This window comes from Caldimonas taiwanensis NBRC 104434, assembly GCF_001592165.1.
Lineage (GTDB): Bacteria > Pseudomonadota > Gammaproteobacteria > Burkholderiales > Burkholderiaceae_C > Caldimonas > Caldimonas manganoxidans.
On the sequence record NZ_BCWK01000008.1, the window covers coordinates 153,439 to 169,943 of the forward strand.

At 65.4% G+C, this 16,505-nt stretch carries 16 protein-coding genes; 2 read left to right on the forward strand and 14 right to left on the reverse strand.

All coding sequences use genetic code 11. From position 1 onward, the window contains the following. Nucleotides 1-2 precede the first annotated feature (2 nt). The 9 genes from CTA01S_RS09130 to CTA01S_RS09170 form a co-directional block, all read right to left on the reverse strand. A complete protein-coding gene (locus CTA01S_RS09130) occupies nt 3-422 on the reverse strand; it encodes an acyl-CoA thioesterase (RefSeq protein ID WP_019561951.1) in 420 nt (139 codons plus the stop codon). Nucleotides 423-435: 13 nt separating this feature from the next. After that, on the reverse strand, nt 436-2,031 hold the full coding sequence (locus tag CTA01S_RS09135; protein WP_062194782.1) for an indolepyruvate oxidoreductase subunit beta family protein: 1,596 nt from the start codon (nt 2,029-2,031) through the stop codon (nt 436-438). Between the two features lie 7 nt (nt 2,032-2,038). After that, nucleotides 2,039-3,025 carry a Bug family tripartite tricarboxylate transporter substrate binding protein gene (locus tag CTA01S_RS09140; RefSeq protein WP_062194786.1) on the reverse strand — a complete coding sequence of 329 codons (987 nt, stop codon included), beginning with the start codon at nt 3,023-3,025 and terminating at the stop codon, nt 2,039-2,041. A gap of 51 nt (nt 3,026-3,076) precedes the next feature. Further along, nucleotides 3,077-5,230 carry a thiamine pyrophosphate-dependent enzyme gene (locus CTA01S_RS09145; RefSeq protein WP_062194789.1) on the reverse strand — a complete coding sequence of 718 codons (2,154 nt, stop codon included), beginning with the start codon at nt 5,228-5,230 and terminating at the stop codon, nt 3,077-3,079. Between the two features lie 141 nt (nt 5,231-5,371). Next, nucleotides 5,372-5,917: a DUF4286 family protein gene (locus tag CTA01S_RS09150; RefSeq protein ID WP_232301032.1), complete on the reverse strand. Its 546-nt coding sequence runs from the start codon at nt 5,915-5,917 to the stop codon at nt 5,372-5,374. Beyond that, complete coding sequence (locus CTA01S_RS09155; RefSeq protein ID WP_084362376.1) at nt 5,918-6,439, reverse strand: carboxymuconolactone decarboxylase family protein; 522 nt, start codon at nt 6,437-6,439, stop codon at nt 5,918-5,920. It abuts the gene before it with no gap. After that, nucleotides 6,436-7,392 carry a Bug family tripartite tricarboxylate transporter substrate binding protein gene (locus CTA01S_RS09160; RefSeq protein ID WP_062194794.1) on the reverse strand — a complete coding sequence of 319 codons (957 nt, stop codon included), beginning with the start codon at nt 7,390-7,392 and terminating at the stop codon, nt 6,436-6,438. The genes CTA01S_RS09155 and CTA01S_RS09160 overlap by 4 nt, the downstream gene beginning before the upstream one ends. Nucleotides 7,393-7,432: 40 nt before the next feature. Beyond that, a complete protein-coding gene (locus tag CTA01S_RS09165) occupies nt 7,433-8,233 on the reverse strand; it encodes an SDR family NAD(P)-dependent oxidoreductase (protein WP_062194797.1) in 801 nt (266 codons plus the stop codon). Then, nucleotides 8,230-9,069 carry an amidohydrolase family protein gene (locus CTA01S_RS09170; RefSeq protein ID WP_062194801.1) on the reverse strand — a complete coding sequence of 280 codons (840 nt, stop codon included), beginning with the start codon at nt 9,067-9,069 and terminating at the stop codon, nt 8,230-8,232. Before CTA01S_RS09170 ends, CTA01S_RS09165 begins: the two co-directional genes overlap by 4 nt. A 71-nt stretch (nt 9,070-9,140) precedes the next feature. On the opposite strand from CTA01S_RS09170, the gene CTA01S_RS09175 reads away from it, so the two are divergent. Then, nucleotides 9,141-10,142, forward strand: coding sequence for a LysR family transcriptional regulator (locus CTA01S_RS09175; RefSeq protein ID WP_084362377.1), 1,002 nt, complete (start codon nt 9,141-9,143; stop codon nt 10,140-10,142). A gap of 49 nt (nt 10,143-10,191) precedes the next feature. Further along, nucleotides 10,192-11,481 (forward strand): spinster family MFS transporter, encoded by a 1,290-nt coding sequence (locus tag CTA01S_RS09180; protein WP_157451333.1) that lies wholly within the window; start codon nt 10,192-10,194, stop codon nt 11,479-11,481. Here CTA01S_RS09180 and CTA01S_RS09185 read toward each other — a convergent pair. The 5 genes from CTA01S_RS09185 to CTA01S_RS09205 all read right to left on the reverse strand — a co-directional run bounded on the left by CTA01S_RS09185 (nt 11,460) and on the right by CTA01S_RS09205 (nt 16,501). After that, nucleotides 11,460-12,419 (reverse strand): chorismate transformation FkbO/Hyg5 family protein, encoded by a 960-nt coding sequence (locus CTA01S_RS09185; protein ID WP_062194808.1) that lies wholly within the window; start codon nt 12,417-12,419, stop codon nt 11,460-11,462. The two genes, CTA01S_RS09180 and CTA01S_RS09185, sit on opposite strands and share 22 nt — an antisense overlap. Before the next feature lie 161 nt (nt 12,420-12,580). Continuing rightward, on the reverse strand, nt 12,581-13,783 hold the full coding sequence (locus CTA01S_RS09190; protein ID WP_084362378.1) for an ABC transporter substrate-binding protein: 1,203 nt from the start codon (nt 13,781-13,783) through the stop codon (nt 12,581-12,583). 92 nt (nt 13,784-13,875) lie between these two features. Beyond that, entirely contained in the window at nt 13,876-14,577 is a 702-nt protein-coding gene (locus CTA01S_RS09195) for an ABC transporter ATP-binding protein (protein WP_019561958.1), read from the reverse strand. Between the two features lie 41 nt (nt 14,578-14,618). After that, nucleotides 14,619-15,398 carry an ABC transporter ATP-binding protein gene (locus tag CTA01S_RS09200; RefSeq protein WP_019561959.1) on the reverse strand — a complete coding sequence of 260 codons (780 nt, stop codon included), beginning with the start codon at nt 15,396-15,398 and terminating at the stop codon, nt 14,619-14,621. Between the two features lie 14 nt (nt 15,399-15,412). Next, nucleotides 15,413-16,501 (reverse strand): branched-chain amino acid ABC transporter permease, encoded by a 1,089-nt coding sequence (locus CTA01S_RS09205; RefSeq protein WP_019561960.1) that lies wholly within the window; start codon nt 16,499-16,501, stop codon nt 15,413-15,415. Between the last annotated feature and the right edge of the window lie 4 nt (nt 16,502-16,505).

Sequence of the window (16,505 nt, forward strand, 5' to 3'; positions counted from 1 at the left end):
CTTCAGCCGCACAAGGCGCGGATGTCGTCCGGAATGGGCACGGCCCGGATGGCGTGCGGATCGTCGCCGGTGCGCTGCGCAAACACACGCACCTCGGTGCATTCGCACAGCAACTCCTCACCGCGCAGGATGCGATGCTGCATCACGAAGCTCTTGGTGCGCCAGTGCGAAATCTGTGTTTCCACCACGATCTCATCGCCATAGCTGGCCGGCCGCACGAAACGCGCCTGAGTGTCCACCAGCGGGGTCCCAATGATGCCCGTGGTCTTTTCCAGCTCCTTCCAAGGAGGCACGCCACAAGCGATGAAAAAGCGCCGCGAGCCGGCGTCGAACCATCGGAAGAAGTTGGGAAACCAGACGATGCCCGCAGGGTCGCAGTCACCGAATTCGACATGGATGGGCAGATGGTGGATGCGGCTCATGATCAGAGCGATTTCAAGACACAGGACGACGTTTGTACCACCGGATCGGCTGGGCCTGCGCCGGACGCGGCGGTGCACCATGCCGTACCAAGGCTTGGTCCAGAGCCTTGCCGGACTCGTCCCGCAGAGCCGCCTCGCGGGCCGCCCGGATCGCCTCGACACATGGCTCGGGCCGATCGAACGATGCTGCCAAGTGATCGAGCACATGCCGCAGGTTGTGCTTGCCACGTTCGTTGGTCGCCCCATAGCCTTTGATGAGCCGGCCACACTGTGCGATCTCGTGCCCCAAGGCCCACGACGCACGCGTGCCTCGTTCCACGCTGTCCAACCAACGCTCGATCAGGAGCTGCTCTTGCCGGTAGCGGCTGCCCCAGCGACGCAGCCGCTTCAAACTGGCCAGCACCCGCAGGGCCAACATACCGCTGAGGGTGTGGGCGCCGACCTTCAGTGGCAGGGCCAGGGGCTCCTTGCCCGCTTCCAAGCGGCGCTGCTCCCACCGCAACAACCGATCGGCCAGGCCCTGCGGCAGCAAGGCGGCCAGTTCGTTGACGCCGGGTTTGAAATGGTCATACACATAGACCAGCTCGTCTTCGGCGGCTTTCACCTCGCGGCGCACACGCTGCAGGCGGCTGGCGCGGCTTTTGAGATCGGCCACGCGCACGATGTCGTCGAAAGCCATCCACAGCGCCAGGTAACGCGCGGTTTCGCGGGTGATGGACCAGCCATGGGTGCCTTCGGGATCGACGCTGCGTTCGGCCTGCAGCACCCGGTCGAGGCGCTCGACGTACAAGGCCGCATAGGCCGCATCCTGGTACTCGAGCATGCGGGCATGGCCTGCGCCGACCATCTCGTGGGTGGCGGCAGGAAAACGCTGCGCCAGCGCCGCGGGCAACACCGCTGGCGCGGCCGATCGCACTCCCGCCTCGGCCGCCTGCAGCAGCGCGGCCTGCTGCGCACGCTCGGTCGCCACCCGGTCGTAAGCCTGTGCAAAGCCCCGCAGGCTCGCCTCGACCCCTTTGCCCGAAGCGCGAATCACCGCTTCGTAGGCGTCTCGGGCAAACGGCAAAAGACCACTGGCGGCCACCGCCCCCAGCAGCACGGCACTGATCACCGTGCCGCACTGCTCGGCCAGCGCCGCCATGTCGAAGACCCGCGCTTCGCGGCTGTAGCGCTGCACCATGGCCAGCAGTTGCGCGGCTTTGACCCGTCCGTCGCCCAGCGGCATCTTCTCGGCCACGGTCAGCGTGCGGCTGCTGGAGCTGATCACCATCGTACGATCAGGGCTGACCATGCCCAAGCCGATTTGGCGCACCGTCTCCAGCAACTCGGAAGACACCAGCAAGTCCAAGGCGCCAGGCACCGGGTTCAGGCTGAAGACCGGGTGGCGTCCGCCCAGCTCGGCGTCGGGCCGCGGGTGGATCTCCAGGTAGTAGGTGGTGGCACCAGTGCGCTGCGCTACGCCGGGGATGGACGTGCTCTGCGCGCTGTGGCCGCAATGCAGTGCGGTCTCGAACAGCCACTGCGAGAGCACGGCACCGCCTTCCCCACCCAGGGCACAGATCAGCACGGTGATCGGACGATCGGCACACGCATCGGGCAGCTGAGTCATCGATCCCTCAATCGAGCTTGATGCCGGCCTGTTTGATGAAAGCGCCCATTCGAGCCCGCTCGGCACGCTGCCGCTCGACGAACTCGCTGACGCTCATGGTCAGGATGTCTGCCCCGATGGCATGGATGGCCGCCACCGCCTGCGGAGTGCGCAGCACCTTGTTGATTTCCGCATTGAGTTTGTTGACGATGGCCGTCGGCGTGCCGGCCGGGGCATAGACGCCAAACACCGTGTCCGCATCGAAGCCCGGCAGGCCGGACTCGGCCAACGTCGGCACGTGCGGCACCTGCGGCGAACGCTGCGCACTGCCCACGGCCAAGAGCTTGAGCTTGCCGGCCTGGGCATGTTTGAGACCAGGTCCGGAATCGAACATGAAATGCACTTGTCCGGCCAGCAGATCGTTCAGCGCTGGCGCCGCCCCACGGTAGGGCACATGCGTGGCCTCGATCTTCGCGTCCCGCTTGAGCATCTCGCCGGCCAAATGCAGCGAGCTGCCAATACCCGCCGAGCCGTAGCTGAGTTTGCCTGGGTGGGCGCGCACATAGGCGATGAATTCCTGCACGGTGTTGACCGGCAACGAAGGATGCACCACCAGGTACGGGTGCACGACGGCTGCCGAGGCCACCGGAATGAGGTCCTTCTCGGGGTCGAAAGGCATTTTGCTGAACAGGAACGGGTTGGCCGTGATCGTGCCGCCCGAGCTCATCAGCAAGGTGTAGCCATCGGGCGCGGACTTGGCCACCGCATCCGCACCGATGTTGCCATTGGCGCCGGGCCGGTTCTCGACGATGACGTTTTGCTTGAACGCTTCGCTCAGCCCGGTGGCGATGGCGCGGCCGATCACATCGGCCGCGCCCCCGGGCGGGAAGCTCACGATCATCCGAATGGGTTGGGTCGGATAGTCTTGCGCCAATACAGGCCCTGCCGCCATGCCCAACAGCATCGCGCACACGACACGACGGGTCCATCCAGTCTGCGAGATCGAGATTTTCATCGGGGTGTCTCCTCTTGGTGGAATGAGATGAAACCTGCGCAAGCACCGCGCTCAGGCGGGCTGCAACCAGCGCAGGGTGGTGAGCCGCACGGCTGCCAGCAGCCGCTCGTGCCACTTCGGGTTGCGAACCACCTCGGCGCGATAGAACGACGGGCACAGCGTGGCCGCATGCGCGTTGGCCCCGCACAAGCCGCAGCCCACGCAGCCGTCGATCACGGTGGCCACCGGGTCCACCTTCAACGGGTCGGGACTGTCCTTGAGCGTGAGCGTCGGGCAGCCCGACAGACGAATGCAGGCATGATCGCCCGAGCACACGTCTTCATCGACGCCGTACTTCACACGCACCACACGGCGGCCGGCTTTGAGCAATTGCGCGATCCAGGGCTTGATGCGGCGCTGACGCTCCAGCTGGCACTCCCCTTCGGCGATGATCACCTTCAGGCCGGCAAAGTCGGTGGTCAATGCCTCTTGCAAGGTCTTGCGCATCGCATCGACATGGTAGGTGTGCACCGTGCGCATCCATTGCACCCCCAAACCCCGCAAAGTCGATTCGATCGTGGTGTTGCGATCGACCAGGCTTTGCTGTTTGTCTTCGGCGCGAGCCTTGACCTCCTCGTCAGGGGTGGAAATGATGTCCTGCGTGCCAGTGGCCGAGGTATAGCCGTTCTTCATGATGAGCAGCACCGCATCGTCGCCATTGAACAGTGCACTTTGCACGCCGGTGAGCAAACCGTTGTGCCAGAACCCTCCATCGCCCATGATGGACAGCACGCGGCGGCTCATCACGGGCGACACACCTGCCCGACTGGCCAGGCTCAGGCCGTATCCCAAGATGGAATGGCCCGAGGAAAACGGCTCGAAAGTGGCCAGCGCGTGGCAGCCGATGTCCGCGGCGATGTGCACCGGCCCCACGGTCTGCTGCGCCAGCTTGAGCGCGGCAAACACCGGCCGCTCAGGGCAGCCCACACAAAAGCCCGGCGGCCTGGGAGGCAGCGGCGAGCCCAGTTGCTGCGCGACATCTTGCCGACGCTTGGCATTGCCCTCCAGCCAAGCTCGGGCATCGTCCACCGCATGATCGGGCAGGTAGCGGGACACGAAGGCCAACAGCCCCTCGGTCATCACCTCGACCGTGTACTCGCCAGCAGCCGGCAACAAGTCTTTCCCGTGCAACGGGGTGCGAACCTCACAGCGGCGCAGCAGGCTCGCGATGTCTTGCTCGATGTATTCGGGCTGACCTTCCTCGAGCACCAGCACGGCGCGCTTGCCGGCGCAAAAACGCGCGATTTCCTCAGGCACCAACGGATAGGTGACATTGAGCACCAGAATGGGCAGCTGACTGCTGCCAAACCCATCGGCCAGACCCAGCTGTTGCAGCGCGCGGATCAAGGCGTTGTACAGCCCACCTTGGACGATCAGACCCACCTCATGGCGCCGGCCGGCAAACCATTCATTGAGCCGGTGTTGGGCGATGTAGCGGCGCGCCGCCGGGATGCGCTCTTGCACCTTGAGCTTCTCATGGCGGAACGTCACTGGCGGATGCGCCAGTCGCATGTAGTCGAAAGCCGCCGGCTCGTCGATCAGATGCCGCATCGACACCGGCGGCGGGATATTGTCCTTGCACTCGAAGCGGCCGCGCACATGGCAGGCCCGGATGCGCAACTCCAACAACGCGGGCATGTTGGAGGCCTCCGACAAGGCGAACCCCTCTTCCACCAGACGCACCATCGCAGCCAGCTGCGGGCGCGGATCGAGCATCACCATCGTGGACTTCAGCGCGTAGGCATGCGTGCGCTCCTGGATCACACTGGCGCCTTCGCCATAGTCCTCGCCCACGACGATCAGTGCCCCTCCCTGGACCCCCGGTGAGGCCAGGTTCGACAGCGCATCGGCCGCCACATTGGTGCCGACGATGGATTTCCAAGTCACCGCACCACGCAGCGGGTAATGAATGGAGGCCCCCAGCATCGCGGCGGCCGAGGCTTCGTTCGAACAAGCCTCCACATGCACGCCCAACTCTTGCAGGTAGTCCTTGGCCTGGACCATCACGTCCAACAGGTGCGACACCGGCGCGCCCTGATAGCCACCGACATAAGCCACCCCCGACTGCAGCAACGCCTTGGTGATGGCCAGGATGCCCTCGCCATGAAACGTCTGGCCTGCGCCCAGGCGCAAAGCCTGGACTTCCTTGCTGAAGGACACTTCCATTGGTCTTGTCTCCGGCCGGCTGTGACGCCGGCTTCATCGTGGGAGCGACCTCAGGGGTCGCATAGGATCGCCCACTTTACGGAGACAAACCGGATCCATCCAGCGGATGAACTGACTAAGTCATATTCATCATATGCATACTCAGATCCGACGGAACATTGTGCGCCGGGTGTTGCGAAAAGATGGCCGCACACGCGAGCTCCAGGCCGTGGCACGAACCGCCAGCCAAGCTGGGCTTCCGAAGGTTTCCAATGTGACCAGGTCATAGCAGGCGTGGTAGCGCGGGTGGCCCTGTTCGTTGAGCAGGCGCTGTGCCCGCACAGTGCCCGGCACGGCAGCAAGCCCCGGCAGGTGCTCGTGGTCGTACCAGGCATTGAGGTCGGCCTCGGCTTCGCTCAGCACATCGGTCTCGACCACGTAGCGCCAGGCCGCCACCTGGCCCTTCGAGGCCCCATCCAGCCTCAGGGTGACCCTCAGGCGCGTCGATTCGGCACTCGCCGTGAGCGGATGACTCATTAGCGAACACACCTCGCGTTCGGAATCAGCGTAGGCATACACCTCATGCCCCTCCAACGCACGGCACAGAACCAGGCTGGGCGCCAGGGCATGCAATTCGGCCAAAACAGCGTCGTCGGCGCCGCAGTGGAAGCGCAACAACCACACGGATTCGTCCAGGGACTCGTCCACTCAATGCTCCACGTTCAGGGCCACGAGCAGGCGCGACACCATGTTGTAGGCAGCCACCGTGGCCACCACCTCAACCAGGCTTCGGGCGTCGTAGCGCGCCTGCAGGCGATGCATCAGACTGTCCGGCACCTGCACCTGGCGCGTCATCGTATCGGTGAGCTCCAGCACCAAGCGCTCGTCGTCGGTAAAAAGCCCAGCGATGCCCGGCTGGCGCACGGCATCAATCTTCTCGTCGCTCACGCCAGCGCGCTGGGCATGTGGGACGTGGGCGTCGAACTCGAAGGCGGCGCGGTTGAGCACCGCTACGCGCAGGATCATCAGCTCGCGCAAGTCGCCCGGCACGCATGTCTGGTTGCGTACCGCCGTCAGCAGGCGCTCCCAGCCGGAGGCGATGGGCGCGCTGTTGAGCAAAACCTGGTAAAGCAGCGAAATGCGCCCGCGCTCGGCGAGGATGCGGGCTTCGATCTCGGCCAGTTCGGGCCGGGTTCCCGGAGTCACCAGCGGTACACGCACGCCCATCATTCTGCCTTGATGTTCTTGGCTCGGATGAGCTTGCCCCACTTGTCGGTGTCTTGCTTCAACAAGGTGGCAAGTTCCTCCGGCGTGGACGGAGCAGGCTCCGCGCCGATGTTGAGCAGCTTGTCATGCAGCGCAGGCGTCTTCAGGGCCCGCCGCACGGCCTGGTTGAGTTGCTCAACCACCGCGGGTGGTGTCTTGGCCGGCGCGAACAACGCGTACCAGTTGTTCGTGTCCACCCCAGGCAGGCCCTGCTCGGCCAGGGTCTTCACTCCCGGCAAGGCCGGATGGCGCCTGGCCGATGCCAGGCCCAGTGGCTTGAGCTTGCCGCTGCGTACATGCGAGATCAGCCCGGGAACGTCACCAAAGAAGCCGTCGACCTGCCCGCCCATCACATCGGTGATCGCCGGCGCCGCACCGCGGTAGGGAATGTGCGTGACCTTGATGCCCGTTGCATCGGTGAGCTGCTCGATGGCCAGATGCGGAATGCTGCCGATACCCGACGAGGCCATCGAGATCGGTTGCTTCGCGGTCTTCGCGTTGGCTACGAATTCCGCTGCGGTGTTGGCCGGGTTGTTCGGATGCACCACCAGCAGCTCGACGTTGTTCACCACCAGCGACACCGGCACGAAGTCGCGGGTCATGTCATAGGTCAGCTTGTCGTAGAGCACGGGGTTGATGGCCGCCGCCCCCACACTGGTGATCCACAGACTGCTGCCGTCGGGGGTGGAACGTGCCACCTCGAGCGCGCCAAGCGCGCCGTTGGCGCCCGCCTTGTTCTCAACGATGACGGTATGGCCCAATTCTTTTCCAAGCTGCTCGGCCAGCACGCGCGCCACGAAGTCCACCGGCCCGCCAGGGGGAAATGACACGACGATGCGCGTGGTCTTGGTCTGCGCCATGGCACCAGCCCCCAAAGCCAGGCTCATCGCAGCGATGAGAAAGTGTCGCTTGAGCATCTTGCTGTCTCCGTTGTCGTGGAAGTGAAGGAAGCGCGGGTCAGTCGCAACGCGCGGTCATGCCGCCGTCGACGACGATTTCGGTGCCGGTGATGAAGCGGGCTTCATCGCTGGCCAGGAAGAGCGCGGCAGCAGCGGTATCTCGGCCGTCGCCCATGAATCCCAGGGGAATGCGCTTCTGGCGCTGGGCCAACAAAGCATCAACATCACCACCGGCACGCTGGCCTGCCAGTCGCGCCTTGACCATGGGCGTATGCAACTGGCCCGGCACCACGGTGTTGACGCGGATGCCCTGGGCGGCGTACTGCACCGCCACCACACGCGAAAGCTGTATCACCCCCGCCTTGGTGGCCGCGTAGGCCACCTGGGCGCTGCCGGTCCAGCGCATGCCGGAGGTGGACGCCACGTTGACAATGGCACCGCGGCCGCATGCCAGCATGGTGGGCAGCACATGCTTGCAGGTGAGGTAAACGCTCTTTAGATTGAAGTCGACCTGCGCATCCCACACCTCCTCGGCCATCTCCACCGGACCGCCCGGCGCCGATCCCCCCACGTTGTTGATGAGCACGTCGATGGTGCCGAAGGCGTCTACGCAGGCAGCCGCCATCGCTGCCACGCTCTTGCTGCTGGTCACGTCGCAAATCCAGGGCCGTATGGCTTCACGTGCGGTACCGGCCTGCGACAGCGTCTCTTCCAGACGCGCCTCATCGAGGTCTACGGCCAGCACGCGCGCGCCTTCCTCGGCCAGACGCAAAGCGATCGCACGGCCATTGCCCCACCCCGCGCCCACACAGCCGGCACCGGTGACGATGGCCACCTTGTTCTCAAATCGGCGTTTCATGCCTCGTCTCCGAAACGATAAAGTTGATGTGGGTTGTCCACCAACAGTCGCTGACGCGCCGCTTCGGTGGGCGCAATCTCGTAGATCAGCGCCACGAGCAGGTCCTCGTCAGGCACCGGTCCTCGGTGATTCGGGTGGGGCCAGTCGTTGCCCCACAGCACACGGTCCCCCTGCTCAGCCACCAGAGCGCGAGCGAAGGGCAGCGCATCGGCATAGGGCGGCCCCTCGGCCGAGATGCGGTCGATGCCACTGACTTTCACCCACACGTGGTCGTGGTCGAGCAGGCGGCGCAAAACGCTAAAGTCGGGCTGGTCGAGCCCACGCGACGCGTCGATGCGGCCGATGTGGTCGATCACGACGGGCACGGGCGCCGAGGCAATGGCTTGGGCCAGCTCGGTCAGCATGCCAGGATCACCATGCAACTGCAGATGCCAGCCCAGCGGCGCAAATCGGCGGGCCAGCCGCAACACCTCGTCGATCGGTGTGGGCCGGCCCAGGTGGCGCATATAGTTGAATCGCACCCCTCGAAAGCCCGCTGCATCCAGCCGTTTCAGCTCGGACTCCGGCACGTCGGTGGGCAACAGGGCGATGCCGCGGTAGGCACCCGGCCGGCCGGCCAGCGCGTCTTGGGTTACTGTGTTGTCGAAACCGTGGCAGGCCGACTGCACCACCACGCAGCGATGCAGGCCCAGCCGGTCGTTCAGGGCATAAAGCGCTTCTCGTGGAGCGTCGACGGCCGGCACGAAGCTGGCGTTGGCCGCATATGGGAAGCGCTCGCGCGGCCCGAAGACATGACAATGTGCGTTGCAGGCGCCCGAAGGAAGTACGGTGGTCATGGGGCGCATTCTGTCCATCCGGCATCTCAAGCGTAAGCGCATGGCTCCAATAGCAGATATGCTCTTTCTCTATGGATTTGAAGCAGCTTGAGTATTTCGTCCAGGTGGCCGATGCCGGCAGCTTCAGCCGCGCCGCCGTGACGCTCAACCTGGCCCAGCCCACGCTGAGCCGGCAGGTCGCCCTGCTAGAGGACGACCTCGGCCAACGACTGCTGGTGCGCACGGGGCGTGGTGTGTCGCTCACTGAGGCGGGTAATGCCCTGCTCGTGCACGCCCGCAGCATGCTCGAGACGGCACGGCGCGCCCGCGAGGAGCTTCGCGACCTGCACACCAGCCCCTCGGGGCGGATCACGGTGGGCCTGCCCCCACGGGTGGCGCTTCGCATGAGCGCCCGGCTGGTGCAGCGCTTCCGGGAACGCTTCCCGCGCGCGGTGATCACCGTATCGGAAGGGCTAAGCCTTCACCTGCGCGAGTGGCTGCTGGCGGGCCGGCTGGACATGGCGCTGCTCTTCGATCCACCCTCCTCACCCCAGCTCTCGTACCAGCCGCTGATGCATGAGCCGCTGCTGCTCGTGGCGCCACCCGAAGCACCGAAGCTGCCCTCGCGCGTGGGCCTGCCCACCCTCAAGGGCTATCCGATGGTGTTGCCCAGCGCCCCTTACGCCATCCGTAGCCTCATCGACAACGTGCTACGGCCCCGTGGCATCGCCTTGCAGGTAGTAGCCGAGGTTGGCGCAGTGCAGACCGTGCTGGCCTTGGTCTCGCAGGGTGTGGGATGTACCATCCTCCCCCGCAGCGCGCTCACGCTCGGAGAGCCCGGAATCGAGTTCCAGCATGCCCCCATCGGCCCGCCGACCATCCACAACAGCCTGGTGCTGGCCGTGCCGCTCATGCGGCCCGCCAATCGCCTTACACGAGGCACACAAGCGCTCTTGCAGGAACTCGACTGGGCGATCCTCGGTCAGCCAGATCCGGCCTCGACTCTATTGCGATGCGATCCGCTGCCGCCCCGCAGTCTCACCCCCGCAGGAGCAGGAAATAGACACAGACACGAGCACGACGGGCACCACTGACCCAACGACGCCATCCACGGCGCAGCGCGGCACAGGCTACCCGTGGTACGTGGTCTGCGTCCTGATGCTGGCGGCCGTGGTCTCCCTGATCGATCGGCTGCTCGTGGGCCTGTTGGTCGAGCCGATCCGGCGCGATCTGGGCATCAGCGATTTCCAGATCAGCCTGCTCCAGGGATTGGCTTTCTCCCTCTTTTTCTGCCTGGCCGGACTGCCGTTGGGGCGGCTCGTCGATCGGACCCACCGGCGCAATCTCGTGGCCGCGGGCATCACCTTTTGGAGCCTGATGACCGCAGCGGCCGGCCTGGCGCAGCACTATTGGCAACTCTTTCTCACCCGCGCGGGCGTGGGCGTGGGAGAGGCCACCCTGGGACCCGCGGCCTACTCGATCATCAGCGATTACTTCGAGCGACACCGCCTGCCGCTGGCGCTGTCGGTGTTCACGCTGGGCACGGCCTTGGGCTCGGGAGCGGCCTTCGCCATCGGTGGGCTGGTGGGTGGATGGGCCCAGCGTGGGGACGTCGTGCTGCCGCTGCTGGGCGCGGTCAAGGGCTGGCAGCTCGCCTTCATGCTCGTGGGCCTGCCCGGCCTGCTGGTGGCGGCGCTGATGTTCACCGTGCGTGAACCGCCGCGGCGTCACACCGTGGCTGGCGGCCAAGTCCTGCCCGTGTCGGCCGTCGTGCGCTTCCTGCGGGAGCGGCGGCGGCTGGCGCTGGGCTATGTGGTAGGCATCAGCCTGGCATTTTGCGTGACCTATGCCCTGCTGGCATGGATGGCGACCTTCTACATCCGCGTGCACGGCCTGCCGGTAGAGCGCATCGGCCCGCTGTTGGGCGCATTGATCCTCAGCCTGAGCCCTCTGGGCATCGTCACGGGTGGCTGGTGGGCTGGCCTCCAGCTGCGCCGAGGTCAGCGTGATGCGACCTTGCGCACGGCCGCATGGAGCCTGGCAGCAGCCACGCCATTTTTGGTGGCCACGCCGCTGCTGCCCTCCGCAACGGCCTCACTGCTGGCCTTCGGCCCGGGCCTGTTCCTGTCGAGCATGTTCATCTCACTGGGCACCTCGACGATCCAACTCGTCACGCCCAATGAAATGCGCGGTCAGATTTCGGCGCTCGGTCTGATGCTCACCACCGTCCTGGGGTCGGTGCTCGGACCGAGTCTGGTGGCCGCCTGCACCGATTTCGTCTTTGCCGACGAGCGGCGCATCGGCCACGCGCTGGCGCTGACCTTCGCGCTGGCCTTGCCGGTCTGCGTGACAGCCTTGCTCCTGAGTCTGCGCCCGCTGCGGGAAGCCGCGCTGGTGGCCGAATCTTGGGATCACCCCACGAGCGCCAGCTGAGCTTCGATTTCCACCAGCAGCTCGGCGCGACACACATCGGCGCGCAAGTAGGTCGCCGCTTGCACCGCTGGCGCCTGCGCCCCCAGATGGGCGATGATGACCGCACGCACCCGGTCCAAGTCTGCCGGCCGGCGCAAGTAGACCGTGCATTCCAGTCGCCGCCGCAGCGCCTCCAGCGTCCAGGACGCCTCCAGATGGGACCGGGTCGCCTCGAGCACCGCATCGATGTTGCGCAAGGTTTCGGCGGTCTGGGCCTCGAGGTCGTCCACATGCACCGATTCATGGCCGACGATGCTGGCCGTGCCCGAAATGAACAGCACACGCAGCCCACCCCCCAGATCGGCCAAGGCCGCACGCGAGAAGGTCGGGCTGCAAGGCCCGTAGCGCCGAGGATAGTGATAGGCACTGACCTGGCGCGGGTTTTCGATCGCCCGCGCCGGCTGCCGTCCGGCCAGGAAATGCACCGTCAACCATCCGGAACGCGTGCCCATCGCACATGCCGCCGGCGCCCCTTCGCCCAGACTGCGCCCGGCCTGCGCAAAAGCGCGAGCGCGGCCCAAATTGAAGCAGCGGTAGCGTTCCAAGCCGTCCTCCAGGCCGTGGATGTCGGGCAAGTAGTTCCACAGGCGCTGCAGTTGGGGGCACCCCTCGCGTTCGAGCACCGCAAACAGATCGGTGTAGACCCGCCAGGCTGCGGCTTCCATGCCGCCGACCACACGGTCGTCCAAACACGCCGTGCCGAAAACCCACATGCCGTTGCTGCGATAGCGCACGCAGCCCTGTTGGCCCTCATGCACCGGACCACGCACCTGCCAGCGCTCGGCCACCGGGTGGAGCGGCCACAAAGGTTCCGGGCTGGCCAGCGGCGCGTGCGTCGCCCCGCCGTGGCAGATCCGTCCGAGCTCCGCGTCGTGCTCGCCATCCAACGGCCAAGCCAAGCCGGGCCGATCGTGTCGACAGCGCAAGCCATCGACGACTGGACCACACAGGGATGCTGAAGCTGATGCGAACGGTCGGAGGAGCGAATCACGCATGGCTCGGTGCGCCCAGCAATGGTGGCGCGCGGCGCGGATTCTAGGCCTCGGGGGAGATGATCGACTCAGAACTCTTTGCGTCGGATCACACTGGCACGCTGCGCATCGATGGGATAGAGAAACTGCACCTCCCCGCCGCGCCACACGCTCAGCCACAGCATGTTGATCGAGTAGGCCTCGTGATCGCGCGTGGAGTAAGGTCGCTCATACGTCGTCACCACCCCACGATGCGGCTTGTCGAGGTTTTCCAGCGCGCGCTTGAGCGGCTCTCCGCCCTCGGGGCTGCGCGACTGGAACAGGGCCGAGACGAGCAGATAGACCGCGTCATAGGTCTGCGCGGCCACCATCAGCGAGCCCATGCGCTTTTCGCCACTGTGCGTGAAATAACTGGTGAGGAACGTCGCCCGGCGTTCGTTGGCCGCATCGAGATGCACCGTCTGGGTCATCACCGCGCCTTCCAGCGCAGCCGCACCGGCGCCTTCCAGTGCCTTGCGCGAGGCCAGCGTGGGCGGCGCGAAATACGGCACCGTCCAGCGCAGCTCCGCCCGCGCCCGCAAAGCCGCCGCCTGATCGGCCCCGCGCGCCCAAACGATCACGGCCTCGCTGCCGGCCGCGCGGGCTTGGCGCATGTCCTCCAACAGTGACTTCACCCCCCGGTCGAAGCGACCGACGTACACCGGCTTGAGCTCGCGCTGGGCCAGTTCATTGTCCAGGTCCTTCAAGCCGCTGTCGCCGTAGGCCGTGCGATCGGCCAGCAGCGCCACTTTGCGCAGTTTGCGCCGGTCCACGATCTCGCCCACCAACACGCGCGCCGTCAACTCGTCGGGCGGTGTGAGGCGAAAGACATAGCTGCCTGCGGCAGGTGGGCCGGCCATCACCGCAGACCCCTGATCGCAAGGCACCATCAGCACATGGCGCTGGGATTGAAAGATCTCCAAGGCCTGCACGGTCACTTCGGTGTCGCAAAAACCCAGCGTGAACGCGACCTTCTCCTGCTGCACCAGTTCCTGCGCCGCCTGCCGTCCTTGCCGAGGATCGGACCGGTCGTCACGCACCACCAGCTCCAGCGGCCGGCCCAGATAGCCGCCCACGGCATTGATTTCCTTGACCGCCAGCTCGGCCGCATGGCGCATGCTCAGGCCGAGGTCGGCGGAATCTCCGGTCAGTGGGGCAATCAGGCCGATGCGCACTGGCTTGACCATCTGGGCTTGCGCAGACACGGCCAGGCATGCACTCAGCCCCCAAGCCATCAGGACTCGTCCCAACATGGCGTCTCCTCGATCGCAGGCCAACTGACAACCCCGCGTTCACCGGGGCTCAACGGTGAGATGCCTCACGCCGCCACGCTCGGCGTGCAAGATCACTCGCCCAGATAGGCCGCGCGCACCTTCGGGTCGCTCAGCAGCGCTTTGGCCTCGCCTTCCATCGTGATTTCGCCAGAGTCCATCACGTAGCCGCGGTCGGCCAATTGCAGCGCACGGCTGGCGTTTTGCTCGACCAGCAGCACGGTGACGCCTTGTTTGTGGATGTCTTCCACCACCTCGAAGATTTTGTCGACCATGATGGGCGACAGGCCCATCGAGGGTTCGTCCATCAGCAACACCTTCGGGCGCGCCATCAACGCCCGCCCCATCGCCAGCATTTGCTGCTCGCCCCCGGACATCGTGCCGGCAAGCTGATGGCGACGCTCCTTCAGACGCGGGAACAAGGTGAACACCTTCTCGATGTCGTCCTCGATCTCCTTGTCATTGCGGGTGAACGCTCCCATCTGGAGGTTTTCGGTGATCGTCATGCGTGTGAAGGTGCCTCGCCCCTCCGGGACCATCACCAAACCCTGCTTGACCAGATCCCAAGCGCCTTGACCCTTGATCGAACGCCCCAGGAATTCGATGTCGCCATCGGCCACCGGCTGGATGCCCGTGATGGCCTTCAGCGTGGTGGTCTTGCCTGCGCCATTGGCGCCGATCAGACTGACGAGCTCGCCTTGGCGCACTTCCAGCGAAGCGCCCTTGACGGCCTGGATGCCCCCGTAGGCCACCCGCAGTCCGCTGACTTTCAGCATCGTTTGGCTCATATGTACTTGCTCCGCGTGCGTGGGGTGGTTCAATGCGCCTTGTGCCCGGCGCCAAGGTAGGCTTCGATCACCTTCTCGTTGCGCTGCACCTCGTATGGCGTCCCCTCGGCGATGGGCTTGCCATAGTCGAGCACGGTCACGCGATCGCACAGCCCCATGACGAGCTTGACGTCATGCTCGATCAGCAGAATCGTGCGCCCGTCATTGCGGATGCGGTCGATCAGCTCGCGCAGCACCACCTTCTCGGTGGCGTTCATGCCAGCGGCGGGCTCGTCCAGCGCGATCAGCTTGGGGTCGGTGGCCAGGGCTCGCGCGATCTCCAGGCGACGCTGGTCGCCATAACTCAAAGTGCGTGCGCGGAAATCGGCATATTTCTCGATGCCCACATAGGCCAGCAACTCCATGGCGCGCTCGCGGATGGCCTTCTCCTCGGCCTTGAAGCCAGCGGTGCGAAACACCGCGCCGAACACGCCGGTGCTGGTGCGCACATGGCGGCCGACCATCACGTTTTCCAGGGCCGTCATTTCGGCAAACAGCCGGATGTTCTGGAAGGTGCGCGCGATGCCGGCCTTGGCCACCTCGTGGACGGCCGTGGGCTTGTAGGGCTTGCCCTCGAGTTCGAAACTGCCCGAATCCGGTGTGTACAGGCCGGTCAGCACGTTGAAGAACGTGGTCTTGCCCGCGCCATTGGGGCCGATGAGGCCGTAGACCTGGCCGCGGCGGATCTCGATGCCCACGTCGGACAGGGCTTGCAGCCCGCCGAAGCGCTTGGACACCCCTTGAACCTTGAGGACGATGTCGGTACTCATGTCGGTCTCCCTGCTCACTTGCCGGCCGGGGTCGGGGCGGCTTTGCCATGCTCACGTGCCGGCCACAGGCCACGCGGCCGCAAGAGCATGATCGCGATCATCGCCAGCGCGATCAGCAACTGGCGCAAGATGGCAGCATCCAGTCGTCCACCAGTCATGCTTTGCAAAGGCCCGGCCACGTAACGCAGCACTTCGGGCAAGGCAGCCAGCAACAGTGCGCCCATGATCACACCGGGCAAGTGGCCCAGCCCGCCCAACACCACCATCGCCACCAGCATGATGGACTCCATCAGCCCGAAGGACTCAGGCGAGATGAAGCCCTGGAACGAGGCGAACATCGCACCAGCCACGCCCCCGAAAGTGGCGCCCATCGCAAAAGCCAGAAGCTTCATGTTGCGCACGTTGATGCCCATGGCCTTGGCCGCCACGTCATCCTCACGGATGGCCATCCAGGCCCGGCCGATGCGCGACGTCTCCAAGCGGTGACAAATGATGATGCTGGCCACCACGAGCAGCAGGAACAAGTAGTAATACAGCACCACCGGCGGCAGACGGTAGTCCCCGATCACCAGTGTCTTGCCGAAGTCGAAGCCAAAAATGCGCATCGAGTCGATGCCGCTGATGCCGCGCGGGCCATTGGTGATGTTGACCGGATGCTCCAAGTTGTTCATGAACACCCGGATGATTTCGCCAAAGCCCAGCGTCACGATGGCCAGGTAGTCCCCGCGCAAACGCAACACCGGGGTGCCCAGCAGCACACCGGCGATGGCCGCCAGACCTGCGGCCAGCGGCACCACCACCCAGATCGGCGTGTGCAAGCCATTGGGAAAGGCCGCCGCGATGGCCGGGAAGGTGTCCCACAGGTGCGGCGAAGCCAGCAAGGCCATCATGTAGGCGCCCACGGCATAGAAGGCCACGTAGCCCAAGTCGAGCAGTCCGGCGTAGCCCACCACGATGTTCAGGCCCAAGGCCAGCAGCACGTACAGCAGGGCCAAATCGATGATGCGCACCCAGCCCTGGCCGAAGTAAAGCGCCAAGTGCGGCAGGATCAGCAAGCCGAGCGCGGCGGCGACCATCACGATGAGTTTGTTGCGTTGGGTCATGATC